The following is a 12,881-nucleotide window of genomic DNA, read 5'->3' as shown; positions in this document are numbered from 1 at the left end:
CGGCGCGCGACTATCTGACCACCACGGCCGACGCCGCGACCCTGAAGATCGAGCATCGCGTCTCGGACGCCCTGAGCATCCGCAACGTCACCCGCTACGGCCAGACGCTGAACGACTATGTCGTCACCAACCCCGGCGACGGCGGCAACATCACCAACAACGGCGTCGCCCTGATCGGCGGCCAGTACTGGATGAAGCGGGGGGTGAAGTCGCGCTGGAACCCGACCGCCACCCTGGCCAATGTCACCGACGTCTTCGGCCAGATCACGACCGGCGGCCTGGTCCACAACTATGACATCGGCTTGGAGCTGGCGCGCGAGCAGAACAAGAACGCCAGCTATGTCGTCACTACTCTGACCGGCACGGCCTGCCCGGCGCCGCTGACGGGGCTGGACTGCACCCGTCTTTACGATCCCAACCCGTCCGATCCGTGGACCGGGACCATCCTGCGCGGGCCGGTCTCGCGCAACACGGCCAAGTCGACCGGGATCTACGCCTTCGACTCCATCGAATGGGGCGAGCGTTGGGTGTTCAACCTGGGCGTCCGTTACGACGACTACGGCGTGACCGGCGTGGACATCGTGTCGAACGTTCCGGTGGCGCGCGACGGCTCGTGGGACTTCTTCAACTACCAGGCGGGCGTGGTCTTCAAGCCGACGGCGTCGACCAGCGTCTATGCCTCCTATTCGACCGCCTCGACCCCGCCGACCATCGCGGCCGGCGACCAGAACGCCGGTTCCGGCGTGGGCACGGGCAATCTGGCCCTGGTGCTGTTGGAGCCGGAAGAGACCGCCAACGCCGAGATCGGCGCCAAGGCGTCGCTGTACGACGGCCGCCTGTCGCTGTCGGCCGCCCTGTTCCACACCCGGCGCGAAAACGCCCAAGTGCAGATCGCGCCCGGCGTCTACGCCCAGATTGGCGAGGCCCAAGTCAAGGGTCTGGAGCTGGCCGTGGCCGGCAACGTCACGCGCGATTGGCAGGTGTTCGGCGGCTACACCTGGATGGATTCCGAGCTGGTTCGCGGCGCCTATAACAACATCAACGTCGGCGATCCCCTGGCCAATACGCCCGAGCATTCGGCCAGCCTGTTCACCACCTATCGCCTGACCCGGCGGCTGACCCTGGGCGGCGGGGTCTATCACGTCTCCGACAGCTTCGGCGGCAATCAGGGCGGCGCGGGCGGCGGCGCCAACCGCGTCTACGCCCCGGCCTGGACCCGGTTCGACCTGTTCGGCAGCTATGACATCAACGACCGCGCCAGCCTGCAACTGAACGTCCAGAACGCGGGAGACGAGGACTACGTCATCCGCACCAACGGGGTTCATCACGCCGACGTGGCGCCCGCCCGCCAGGCGATCCTGACCTTGAACCTGCGCTTCTAAGGGCCGCGATCCTCGGCCTAGACTGGCGGCTCCGTCCTTCCGGCGGGGCCGCTTCTTTTCGGAAGACGATCATGCTGCTGCACATCCCCGAGGTGTTCTCCAAGGCCGAGGTCGAGGCGCTGCGCGCGCGGCTGGACGCCGGGCCTTGGGCCGACGGCAACGCCACCTCGGGCCATCAGTCGGCCCTGGCCAAGCGCAACCAGCAACTGCCGACCGACTCGGCCGTGGCGCAGGAGGTCGGGGCGACGGTGGTCCAGGCGCTGAACGCCGATCCGATGTTCGTGGCCGCCGCCCTGCCGCACACGATCTTTCCGCCCCTGTTCAACCGCTATGCGGGCGGCGAGACGTTCGGCCTGCACGTCGACAACGCCATCCGCCAGGGTTCAGGCGTGCGCATCCGCAGCGACCTGTCCATGACCCTCTTCCTGTCCGAGCCGGACAGCTATGACGGCGGCGAACTGGTGATCGAGGGCCTGTACGGCCCGCAGTCCGTCAAACTGCCGGTGGGGGACGCGGTGTTGTACCCGTCCAAGAGCCTGCATCAGGTCACGCCGGTGACGCGCGGCGCGCGGGTGGCCTGTTTCACCTGGATCCAGAGCCTGATCCGCGACGACGCCGACCGCGAGCTGCTGTTCCGCCTCGATGTGGGCGTCCAGCGGGTGGCGGTGGAACAGGGCGCGGGCAGCGCGGCGGCGGTCGAACTGACCGGCGTCTATCACAACCTGCTTCGGCGCTGGACCGAGGTTTAGGACTCATATGCCGCTCATCCCCGCGAAAGCGGGGACCCAGTCCTTTGGATGATGACCCGGCGTCGAGTGTCGGCCAGCCTTGATCCAAGACCACGCGCGTCGCTCTCACTAGGTCCCCGCTTTCGCGGGGATGAGCGGATCAATGAGCCTGGGCGATGCTCAGCCTTCTTCATCCATCATGGCGGCGAAGGCGGTGGTCATGCGTTCGACCGGGCCTTCGGGCGTGCGCTCGACGATATGGGCGGCCAGGCCCATGGCGGCGGCGTAGTCGGCCCCTTCCGCCGCGCCCATGACCGTCAGGGCCGTGGCGTAGGCGTCGGCCTTCATCGCGCTCTCGTGGAAGACGGTGACCGAGGTGACGCCGTTGTCGACAGGCCGTCCGGTCCAGCCGTCGAGACTGTGCGGATACAGTTTCCCATCCGCCTCGAAGGCGCGGCGATAGTCGCCGGACGTCGCCACGGCGATATCGACCAGGGCCGCGACAGTCTTGGGCAGGTCGCTGTCGGGCGAGCGTTCGATCTCGACCCACCAGGGCTGGCCGTCCGGCTTGACCCCGCGGCCCTTCAACTCGCCGCCGATCTCGACCAGGTGCGAGGTCAGGCCCAGGGCGGTCAGGCGCTCGGAGACGCGGTCCACCGCATGGCCCTTGGCGATGCCCGACAGATCCAGCTTCATGCCGCCCATCTGCATCAGGCCGCGCCCGTCGCGATGCATGCGCAGCTTGTGCCAGCCGCTGACGGCCATGGCCGCCGCGATCTCTTCATCGGTCGGGATGAGAGGACCGGTCTCGGGCCGCAAGCCCGGCGGGCCGAAACCCCACAGATCGACCAGGGCGCCCAGGGTCGGATCGACCGCGCCATTGGTCTCGTCGGCCAGGTCCATCGACTGGTCGACCAGGCTCCAGAATTCGGCCGACACGGCCCACAGACCGGCGGGCGCGGTGTTGAAGCGGCTGATCTCGCTGGACCGCACCCAGGGGCTGAACAGCCCGACCACCGCATCCAGCTCGGCCTGGACGGCGGCGGCGACCTCGGCGCGATTGGTGTTGGGCGGCGGGGCGGCGCGGACGAACCACTCCGTGCCCATGGTCTCGCCGGTCAGGCTCCAGACGATGTCGCCTGGCGGGCGCTGCGGCGCGCCCGTCATCGGCGGGATCAGCACGCGATTGGACGCGCGATCCTCCGGCTCGCCGATCGTCACGACCGGCGGCGCCGCCTTGGAGCCTTTCCAGCTAGGGTCGAAACTGCTCAGGGCAGCACTTCCACCACGCCGTTGTATTGGGCGTTCATCGCGATCTGGTCTCCCGCAGCCGGCATGCGAACCGACGCATTGATCCAGTACATCCCCGCCTCGGGCCAGGTCACGCTGAATCCGCCATCGACGCCGGTGGTGACGGTGATCTCTTCGGGATTGTCGCGATAGCGCGTGCCGCCGCGCGCCACGGTGATGGTCTGGTTCGCGGCCGGCTTTCCGTCCTGCATCAGCTTGAAGGTCGCCGCCTCGCCCGCCGCCAGATCGTTCGGATGGGTGACGGGAATCAGCTCCAGGCCCTGGCCGGTCGGGGTGATGGCGGTGGGTTCGCCCAGGGTGACGAAGGTCTCGACCCGGTTCATCGAGCGCATGCGCACCACGTCCGTGGCGTCGGCGGGGATCGCCGTGGCCATCTCGGTCTCGGTCCCGCGCCAGCGCTTCTCCTCGCCGCCCTGCTTATAGGTGGCGCTATAGCCGCTCATGACATTGGCGACGCGCCAGGTGCCCGGCTGGGTCAGATGCAGGTCGAAGGTCGCGCGATAACGGCCGCGCATCATGTTCTCGGGCTGGGCGGTCGTGCCGTCCGGCGCGGTGATGACCAGGCCGTCCAGGCGCATGGCGGCGTGATCGGGAATGAAGACGCCGTTCGACATTCCGGCGTCGAAGCCGACCCAGGCGTCGGCGCCCGACAGCACGGTCGAGGTCGGGGCCAGCCAGGCGCGGTGGGCCTGGGCCGCCATCGGCGCGGCCAGCAGGGCGGCCAGGGTGGTCAGGGCGAAGACGGTCTTTTTCATCAGGGTGCTCCTCAGCGGCTCACGGCGACGGTGACGGCGCCCAGTTCGGTGGTTCCGGCCGTGCGGCCGGTGTTGGCGGCGCCCCAGCGGAAGGGCACGCGCACGACCTCGCGTCCGCCCAGTTCGCGGGCGGCCTCGACGACCAGATTGTATTGCCCGGCGGGCAGATTGCGCAGGCGGGCGGCCGAGACGGTCACGGTGTGGCGGCCCGGCGCGCGGGTGGCGCCCGAGACGCCGTCGGCCGGCATGCGCAGGGCGCGGCCGCCCTTGCGCCACCAGGTGCGCAGGTCCTTCAGCCAGTCGGTGCCGTCGCCTTCGGCATTGGCCGTCTGCTGGTACCAGACCGCCAGGGTCTGAACCGCCGTCTGGTCGGGGCTTTCGATCCACACGGCGACATAGGGCCGGTGGTAGCTGGCGCTGGAGATGCGCGGAATCTCGACCGTGGCGGTCAGGTCGGCGGCTTGGGCCGCGCCCGCAGTCAGTCCGGTGGCGGTCAGGGCGATGGTCAGGCTGCGCAAAGGCATGGCACGCTCACTAATGGATGAAGACGACGGCGATGACGGCGGGGATCAAGAAACCCAAGCCGACCAGCGGCCAGGTCCAGCGGCGGCCCGTCGCCAACAGGTACAAGAGGGCCAGGCCGGTCAGGGCCGAAATGATGCAGATGACCGCGAAGACGTCGATGAACCAGGCCCAGGCCGGGCCGGTGTTGCGGCCCTTGTGCAGGTCGTTGAGATAGGCGACCCAGCCGTTCGAGGTGGCTTCGGCGGTCACCTCGCCCGAGGCGCGGTCGATGGTCAGGGCGCCGTCGCCGCCCGGGCGGGGCAGGGACACATAGACCTCATTCGCCGTCGTCTCGGTCGGCTTGCCCGCGATCTGAACCTTCAGTTCAGAGGCGGCCCAGGCGGCGACGGGGGCGGGGACGGGATCGGTCGTCTCCTCGCCCATCCGGGCCAGGGCGGCGCGGGCGGATTCGGACAGGACGGCGGTCTGTTCGGTCGTCACCGGATCGGAGCCGATCAGAGCCGCCCGGTTCAGGGTGATGCCGGTGAAGGAGAACAGGATCAGGCCGATCAGGCTGATCGCCGCCGTGATCCAATGCCACTGGCGCAACTGGCGCAGCCAGAAGGGCCGCGTCTTCCACTGCGGCGGGCGCGGCGGTTTCGGCGCGGTTTGGCGCGCGCTCTGGGGTTTGGTCGGGACGGCGTCGGTCACGCCCGGCCTGTGCCATTGTTGAGAACGGTTTGCAAGTGCATCAACGTCGCACGGCGCCCCGAAGGACGCCCTGGATCACAGGCGCGCCAGCAACTCCGCGGCGAAGGTCGACAGGGTGTCGTCGCGCGCGCCCATGACGATGATCCGATCGCCGGGCCGGGCCAGTTCGACGATGCGGTCGCCGCAGGCCGCCCGGTCGCCCAGGGCCTCGGCCCGCCGTCCCGCCGCGCGCACCCCGGCGGCGATGTCCTGAGACCCGACCGACCGGTCGGTGGTGCCGCCGTAATAGACCGGCTCGGGCATCAACAGGACGTCGTCCGGCCGCATCAAGCCGGCGAAACCGTCGATGAACTCATGCTTCATCAGTTTCAGCGGCCCGAACCCGTGCGGCTGGAACAGGATCAGCAGCCGACCGTCGAAGGCGTGCAGGGTCTTCAGGGTGGCGGCGATCTTGTCCGGGTTGTGGGCGAAGTCGTCGATGACGGTGATCCCGTTGCGGGTCCCCACCACCTCCATCCGTCGCCGGATGCCGGCGAAGGCCTCCAACGCCGCGACCGCCTGATCCAGCCCGATCCCCATGGCCCGCACCGCGCCCAGGGCCGCCAGGGCGTTGGCGACATTGTGCGCGCCGGGCACGTTCAGAACCACGCGGCGGCGCGCGCCCGTCCCGCGTTCGGCCAGGTCGAAGGTCATGCCGGTCGGGGTCGGAGTCAGCCCGTGCGCCGCCAGGTCGGCTCCATCGTCTCCAAGGGCGAAGGTGACGACGTCCGCGCCCCGGCCCTGGGCGGCCAGGGTCTGGGCCAGGGCCGCCGTCTCGGGATTGTCCAGGTTCAGCACCGCCGCTGCGGCCCGCCCGACGAAGCCGCCGAACAGGTCGCGCAGCTCCTCCATCGACTTGTGATCCAGGCTGATGTTCGAGACCACGGCCACGGTCGGATCATAGCGGGCGATGGAGCCGTCCGATTCATCGATCTCGGCCACGAACAGGTCCGGCCCGCCGATCAGGGCGCTGGCGAACGGGTGGTCGGCGTCGGTGAAATTCTTCATCACGGCGCCGTTCATGACGGTCGGCGCCCGGCCCGCCGCGTGCAGGACCCAGGCGATCATGCCGGTGATGGTCGACTTGCCGCTGGTGCCCGCCACGCCCACGGACGTCGGCGCCGCATTGAACAGTCGGCTCAGCAGTTCGGGCCGGGTCACCACGGTCGCGCCCACGCGCCGCGCCGCGCCGATGTCGGGCACCGTGTCCTCGACCGCGCCGGTCGCCACCACGACCTGGTCGGCTCGCGTCACGCCCGAGCCGTCCTGGGGATGCAAGGTCACGCCATGGCCGCGCAGCCAGTCGAACTTCTCGGGCGTGCGACCCTGGTCCAGCGCCCGATCCGACCCCTCGATCCGGCCTCCTCGCGACTGAACGATCATGGCCAGGGGCAGCATGCCCGAGCCGCCGATGCCGCAGAAGAAATAGGAGGCGTCTTGATTCATGAGGGCGAAACCGGGAAGGCTGAGGATCGCCTGACTAGCACGGGTCGCGCCGGACGCCAGATGACCTTCAAGATCGGAATCGTCGCCGCCTCGTCGCGGTTCAGCCGCGAAAGCGCCGACCGCCTGAGCGGCTTCATGGCCGAACGCTATCCGGCGGGCGAGGTCGCGGCCGTGTTTCACGAGGCCAGCTTCCTGACCCACGGCCATTTCGCCGGGGACGACGCCAGCCGGGCGCGCGCCTTCGTCGACTTCGCCAACGACCCCAGGATCGACGCGATCTGGTTCGCGCGCGGCGGCTACGGCGCGTGTCGCATCGCCGAGACGGTGGTCGGCGCGTTGAAGCCCGAGGCCAGGAAGAAACGCTATCTCGGCTATTCCGACGCCGGTTCGATCCTGGCGGCGCTGTACAAGGCGGGTTTCGCGCACGTGGCGCACGGGCCGATGGCTTCGGACATCAACCGCCGCACGGGACCCGAGACGGTGCAACGGTCCATCGACTGGCTGGTCAAGGGCGGAGCCAAGGGGATCGAACCGTCCCTGGCGGCCGATCCGCGCCCGGCCGTCGCCTTCAACCTGACCATCATCGACCAGTTGGTCGGCACGGCCATCGAACCGGATCTGACCGGCCACGTCCTGATGCTGGAAGAGGTGTCGGAAGCCGCCTATCGCATCGACCGGATGATGTTCCACTTGACCGGCCAGGCGTCGATCCGGCGCGTGGCGGGCATCCGGCTGGGCCGGGTTTCGGACATCACGCCCAATGATCCTGACTTCGGCATGACGCCCGAAGAGATCGTCCGCTACTGGTGCGCGCGCTCGGGCATTCCGTATCTGGGACCTGCCGACATCGGCCACGACGGCGACAACAAGGTCGTGCCGTTCGGGCCACGCTGAGCCTGCGCGCTTAACCAAATCCGTCGCTTGTCGCGGGAAGGCGGTCGACAGGACGCCGTTCGTTCGGTTCACATGGCCCGATGGGGGTTCAGGCGTTTCGTTACGAGGCCTGGGGCGGCGCCGCGATCGCGGCCGCCTGTGCGTGCTTGGCCGCTCCCGGCGCCGTTGCGGCCCAGGCGGCCGAGCACGAATTCACCACCTCCGACGGCGTCCGTCTGCACTATGTCGAGGCGGGACCGGCCGACGGCCGCACGGTGGTCTTCGTGCCGGGTTGGACCATGCCGGGCTGGATCTTCGACGCCCAGATCGCCGCCCTGTCCGACCGCTGGCGCGTGCTGGCGCTCGATCCGCGCGGCCAGGGCGACAGCGAGGTCGCGCCCTTCGGCTACACCGCCGAGCGTCGGGGCCGGGACATCGCCGAACTTGTCGACCACGCCGCGCCGTCCGGGCGGGTCGTTCTGGTCGGCTGGTCGTTGGGCGTGCTGGAGATCCTGTCCATGATCGGCGACCGGGACCAGACGCGGATCGCCGGTCTGATCCTGATCGACAATTCGGTGGGCGAGGGACCGCCGCCGACCGTATCGGCCCGGTCGGCCGATGCCGCGCCTCTGGGTCCCGCCGAACGCCGCGCCCGCCGCGCCGCCTTCGTCGACGGCCTGTTCGCCCATGATCCGGGCGCCGACTTTCGCCGCCGCCTGACCGAATCCGCCCTGCGCATGGACCCGGCCGATGAGGCGCGGCTGCGCGCCTATGACGCGCCGCGCGAGCGGTGGCGCGACATCCTGCGCGGCGTCGACCGGCCGGTGCTCTATGTCGTGCGCCCTCGGCTGCGCGAACAGGCCGAGGCCCTGGCCGCCGCCCGACCCAATGTCCGCGTGGAGATTTTCACCGAGGCCGGGCACGCCCTGTTCGTCGACGAGGCTGAGCGGTTCAACGCTCTGGCCGCCGACTTCCTGACCGCCGCCGACTGGGGCGCGCCGCGATGACCGGCGCCGTGAAACAGGCCCGCGCAGCCCTGATTCCCCTGTTCCTGATCGCCTTCGGCGTGGTCGGGATCGAGAACGCCCTGACCCGCTATTTCGCCGTCGCGAAGTGGTCGGAATACGGCTACTGGATCATCTCCATCGTCATGGCCGGTTTCGCCTTTTCGGGCGTGGCTGCGGCCCTGTTCCGCGATGCGATGCAGCGGTACGGCCTGTTCCTGCGCACCGTCCTGCCCGCCGCCATGACCCTGGCCGCCGCCCTGGGCTATCAGGCGGTCACGACCAACGCCTTCAACCCGCTGCAGCTTCAGAACCCGGCCACCTGGGTCGATCAGGTGAAGAACATCGGCCTGTACTACGCGGCGCTGTTGCCCTTCTTCTTCCTGGCCGGTCTCTATATCTCGTTGATCTTCATCCAGAACCACCGCGAGGTCGGGCGGGTTTACGGCTATGACCTGATCGGCGCCGGGTTGGGCGCGGCGACGGCCCTGGGCCTGATGTTCGTGGTCCATCCCTTCCTGTTGGCGCCGGTGCTGATCGTTCCCCTGGCCCTGTCGACCCTGTTCCAGCCGGGGCGGCTGAACTGGCTGGGCGTGGGACTGGCGGGCGCGGCCCTGGTCGCGGCCGAGACCATATTGTTCCTGGGTCCGGCGCCGACGATCTCGGAGTTCAAGTCGGTCTATGCGCCGATGAACACGCCGAACGCCCGCGTGGTCGCCGAACTGCGCCAGCCGCGCGGCCACTATCTGCTGCTGGAGAATTTCACCGAACGGGTCGACGCCGACGTGTCCAACAACGCCGGCATGATGGGGGTGGCCGGGCCGCCCTCGACCTGGGGGCTGTATCGCGACGGAAACCGTATCGCCGCCCTGCCGAAACCCGGCGCGCTGGACGCCGCCTACGCCCCCTCGGCCCTATCGGCCGCGCCCTATGCGCTGCGGGGCAAGCCGCGCGTCCTGCTGCTGGGCGCCTCGGGCGGCTATCGCGTGGCCGAAGCCCTGGCCCTGGGCGCGGCCCATGTCGATGTGGTCGAGACCGAACCGGTGCTGCACGCGGCGTTGAAATCGGGCCTGGCCGGCTCGCCCGCCTTGCCGCGCGACGGGCGGGTCACCCTGCTGGAAGGCGGTCCCATCGCCGCCGCCTGGGCCTCTGGACGCGGCGCCTATGATCTGGTCGACGTCTCGGCCGACTTCGTCGATTCCGCGCCGGCCAACGTCACCGGCCTGACGGTCGAGGCTCTGCGCGCCTATCTGGCCTCGGTCGAACCCAAGGGGATGGTGTCGATCTCGGTCTCGATCCGCGACTTCCCGGTCTATGCCCTGCGCGTTCTGGCCACGGCGCGGCAGGCGTTGCTGGAGCAGGGCGCGGCCGATCCGGCGAGCCACGTTATGGTCTATCGCTCGGCGTGGAACGCCCGCATCCTGATCTCGCCCGCGCCGTTCAGCGCAAGCGACGTGGTCGATCTGAAGACTTTCGCCGAGGCCCGTTCGTTCGACGTCAGCCACCATCCGGGCATGGACGTGGCCGCCGCCCGCGCCACGATCTTCAACGACCTGCCCAGCGTCGCCTTCGACACCGGGACCATCACCTCCGACGGTCCCAACGACGCCATCGCCAATGAGGCGGCCGCCGTGCTGAACGGCCGCGCCACGGCGTCGGGCGACGCCTTCAACATCCGCCCCGCGACGCTGGACCGGCCCGCCTTCTACGCTTCACTGAAGCTGGAGCACCCCGGCGCCCTGATCCGTCGCCTGGAGGTCCTGCCCCAGGCCGAGATCGGCGCCCTGGTGAATGTGGCGGTGCTGGTTCAGGCGGTGGTGATCGCCCTGCTGGTGCTGGCCGCGCCCGCCCTGTTCCGACGTCGTACGGGCGGAGCCGCCGAGCCGCGCCGCCTGTGGCCCGCCCTCTATTTCCCGGCCCTGGGGCTGGGCTTCCTGTTCATCGAAATCCTGCTGATCGACAAGGCGGCCTTCTATCTGTCCGACTATTCCTCGGCCTTCGCCCTGGTGCTGACGGCCATGCTGATCTTCTCCGGCGTCGGCAGTCTGATCGCGGAAAAGGTCGGCCGCCTGCCCAAGGCCGCCTCGATGATCGGTCTGGTCGTCATCCTCGGCTGGATCGCCGCCATGCTGGTCGGCGCCGAGGACTTCATGATGCGGACGCTGGACCAGCCGTGGGTCGTGCGCGCCGGTCTGGTGCTGCTGGCGGCCGCGCCGGTGTCCATCGCCCTGGGCATGCCCTTCCCGTTGGGGCTGATCCAGGTCGGCGACGGGCGCGCCCTGCCGTGGGCCTGGGGCCTGAACGGCGCCTTTTCGGTGGTGGCGACGCCTCTGGCCAATCTGATCAGCCGCGACGTCGGCTCCTCATGGCTGCTGATCCTTGCGGCCGGTCTCTACGCCGTCGCCTTCGTGGTCCTGCCGGTGGCGCGCCGCGCGCCCGCCGCCCCTTCGCCTGTGCGGCGAGGCGACCCCCTTCCTGACGCCCCGACCCTGGACGCCGAGGGCCTTGATCCCTTTCCCGTGGAGCAGCCCGCATGACGCTCGATCGCCGCCGCCTGATCGTCGGGGCCGCCGCCCTGACGGCCGCCCCGCTCGCCGCCTGCGACGAGGCGACGATGAAGACGATCCAGGCCCGTCTGAACCCCACCGGTCCCACCGGCGGCCCGGCCGCGCCGTCCGGTCCCGCGGCTCCGGGCGCGCCCGCCGCCGCCCCGACCGCGCCCGGCGTCGTCGCCGCGGGTGTGCGCATGCCCGCCCGGCCCTGGACCTATGACGCCTTCCGCGAGGCCATGACGGCGTCGGGCCGCAACCCTTCGATCAGCGCCGCCCAGTTCGCCGAGATCCAGGCCAGGAAGCCCGGCGCCGTGAACCGGGTGAAGACCTATCTGGACGGCAAGTTCGGCGCCGCCGACCCCAACGTCCTGGCCGCCTTCGACAGCGTGCCGCGCGACTATTTCCATTACGCCTATGCGTCCGGCGTCTCGACCGCGACCCAGTGCTATGAGGCGGATCCCAAGCCCTGGGCCATCGGCCATGGCTCGGTGCTGTCCGACTATCTGGGCCAGGCCTATATGACCCAGTTGGCGGCGCCCAAACCGACCGACGTGACGCTGGAGATCGGCACCGGCTCGGGCTTTCAGTCGTCTCTGCTCAGCCGCATCGTGCGCGACGCCTACACCATCGAGATCATCCAGCCGATCGGTCAGGCGGTTGGAAAGATCTTCGCTCCGCTGGGCTATGCCAACGTCCACTCCAGGGTCGGCGACGGCTATTTCGGCTGGCCCGAGGTCGAGGGCGGCTTCGACACCATCATGCTGACCTGCGTGGCCCAGTACGCCCCGCCGGAACTGTTCCGACAGCTCAAGCCCGGCGGCAAGCTGATCATTCCCATCGGCCAGCCGTTCCGGCGCGGCCAGGTGCTGTACGTCTACACCAAGGACGACCAGGGCCGGGTCCACAGCCGCCGCGATGTCGGCGTCTTCTTCATCCCCATGACCGGGGCGATGCAGAACCGGCCCAAGCCGGCTTAAGCCGCCACCCGCAAGCTCGCCTTGGCCAGCGCCGTCTCGAGGTCGGCGATCAGGTCGGCCTCGTGCTCAAGCCCGACCGACAGGCGGATCAAGCCGTCGCCGACCCCGGCCACGGCCCGCTGTTCCGGCGTCATGGCGGCGTGGGTCATGGTGGCCGGATGGGCGATCAGGCTTTCGACCCCGCCCAGGGATTCCGCCAGGGTGAAGACATCGACCGCCTCGCACAGGATGCGCGCCGCCTCGACCCCGCCCGCCAGCTCGAAGCTCAGCATGGCGCCGAAGCCGTCCTGTTGGCGCGCCGCCAGGGCGTGGCCGGGATGGTCGCTCAGGCCGGGATAATGCACGCGCGACACGGCGGTATGGGCCGCCAGGGTCTCGGCCACGCGGGCCGCCGTCGCCTGCGCCCGCTCCATCCGCACCGACAGGGTGCGCAGGCCGCGCAGGGTCAGCCAGGCGTCGAACGGCGCTCCGGTCACGCCCGTGGCGTTGGCCCACCAGGCCAGTTCGTCATGCACGGCCGGGTCCGCCGCTACCACGGCGCCGCCGACCACGTCGGAATGGCCGTTGATGTATTTGGTGGTCGAATGGATGACGATGTC

At 69.6% G+C, this 12,881-nt stretch carries 12 protein-coding genes; 6 read left to right on the top strand and 6 right to left on the bottom strand.

Annotated features, from left to right (window positions below):
• Both V7D63_RS12050 and V7D63_RS12045 read left to right on the top strand, forming a co-directional pair.
• On the top strand, positions 1 to 1,382 hold a 1,382-nt coding region (locus V7D63_RS12050; RefSeq protein WP_333592524.1), incomplete at its 5' end, for a TonB-dependent receptor.
• Between the two features lie 71 nt (positions 1,383 to 1,453).
• Positions 1,454 to 2,131 (top strand): Fe2+-dependent dioxygenase, encoded by a 678-nt coding sequence (locus V7D63_RS12045; protein WP_333592523.1) that lies wholly within the window; start codon positions 1,454 to 1,456, stop codon positions 2,129 to 2,131.
• Positions 2,132 to 2,290: 159 nt separating this feature from the next.
• Here the strand turns inward: V7D63_RS12045 and V7D63_RS12040 are convergent, their stop codons facing one another.
• From V7D63_RS12040 to V7D63_RS12020, 5 genes are all read right to left on the bottom strand, one after another.
• Positions 2,291 to 3,331: an FAD:protein FMN transferase gene (locus V7D63_RS12040; RefSeq protein WP_333592522.1), complete on the bottom strand. Its 1,041-nt coding sequence runs from the start codon at positions 3,329 to 3,331 to the stop codon at positions 2,291 to 2,293.
• A gap of 47 nt (positions 3,332 to 3,378) precedes the next feature.
• Complete coding sequence (locus V7D63_RS12035) at positions 3,379 to 4,176, bottom strand: DUF4198 domain-containing protein (protein WP_333592521.1); 798 nt, start codon at positions 4,174 to 4,176, stop codon at positions 3,379 to 3,381.
• Between the two features lie 11 nt (positions 4,177 to 4,187).
• Positions 4,188 to 4,700, bottom strand: a complete 513-nt coding sequence (locus V7D63_RS12030) for a DUF2271 domain-containing protein (protein ID WP_442882142.1) — start codon at positions 4,698 to 4,700, stop codon at positions 4,188 to 4,190.
• A gap of 10 nt (positions 4,701 to 4,710) precedes the next feature.
• Positions 4,711 to 5,391: a PepSY-associated TM helix domain-containing protein gene (locus tag V7D63_RS12025; RefSeq protein ID WP_333592520.1), complete on the bottom strand. Its 681-nt coding sequence runs from the start codon at positions 5,389 to 5,391 to the stop codon at positions 4,711 to 4,713.
• A gap of 75 nt (positions 5,392 to 5,466) precedes the next feature.
• Complete coding sequence (locus V7D63_RS12020; RefSeq protein WP_333592519.1) at positions 5,467 to 6,876, bottom strand: UDP-N-acetylmuramate--L-alanine ligase; 1,410 nt, start codon at positions 6,874 to 6,876, stop codon at positions 5,467 to 5,469.
• A 60-nt stretch (positions 6,877 to 6,936) separates the two neighbouring features.
• Here V7D63_RS12020 and V7D63_RS12015 point away from each other — a divergent pair, with 60 nt between their 5' ends.
• From V7D63_RS12015 to V7D63_RS12000, 4 genes are all read left to right on the top strand, one after another.
• Positions 6,937 to 7,770, top strand: a complete 834-nt coding sequence (locus V7D63_RS12015; RefSeq protein WP_333592518.1) for an LD-carboxypeptidase — start codon at positions 6,937 to 6,939, stop codon at positions 7,768 to 7,770.
• 146 nt (positions 7,771 to 7,916) lie between these two features.
• A complete protein-coding gene (locus V7D63_RS12010) occupies positions 7,917 to 8,756 on the top strand; it encodes an alpha/beta fold hydrolase (RefSeq protein WP_333592517.1) in 840 nt (279 codons plus the stop codon).
• Positions 8,753 to 11,290 (top strand): hypothetical protein, encoded by a 2,538-nt coding sequence (locus tag V7D63_RS12005; protein ID WP_333592516.1) that lies wholly within the window; start codon positions 8,753 to 8,755, stop codon positions 11,288 to 11,290. Before V7D63_RS12010 ends, V7D63_RS12005 begins: the two co-directional genes overlap by 4 nt.
• The gene (locus tag V7D63_RS12000) at positions 11,287 to 12,282 is read left to right on the top strand and encodes a protein-L-isoaspartate O-methyltransferase family protein (RefSeq protein WP_333592515.1); all 996 of its coding nucleotides are present in this window, start codon (positions 11,287 to 11,289) and stop codon (positions 12,280 to 12,282) included. Before V7D63_RS12005 ends, V7D63_RS12000 begins: the two co-directional genes overlap by 4 nt.
• Here V7D63_RS12000 and V7D63_RS11995 read toward each other — a convergent pair.
• Positions 12,279 to 12,881 (bottom strand): trans-sulfuration enzyme family protein (locus V7D63_RS11995; protein WP_333592514.1); only part of this gene is annotated, 603 nt, incomplete at its 5' end. The two genes, V7D63_RS12000 and V7D63_RS11995, sit on opposite strands and share 4 nt — an antisense overlap.

Origin of the sequence: Brevundimonas sp. (genome assembly GCF_036732845.1) — a bacterium.
Lineage (GTDB): Bacteria > Pseudomonadota > Alphaproteobacteria > Caulobacterales > Caulobacteraceae > Brevundimonas.
Note: the sequence above shows the minus strand (reverse complement) of the source record. Positions and strands in the feature narration are given on the sequence as shown.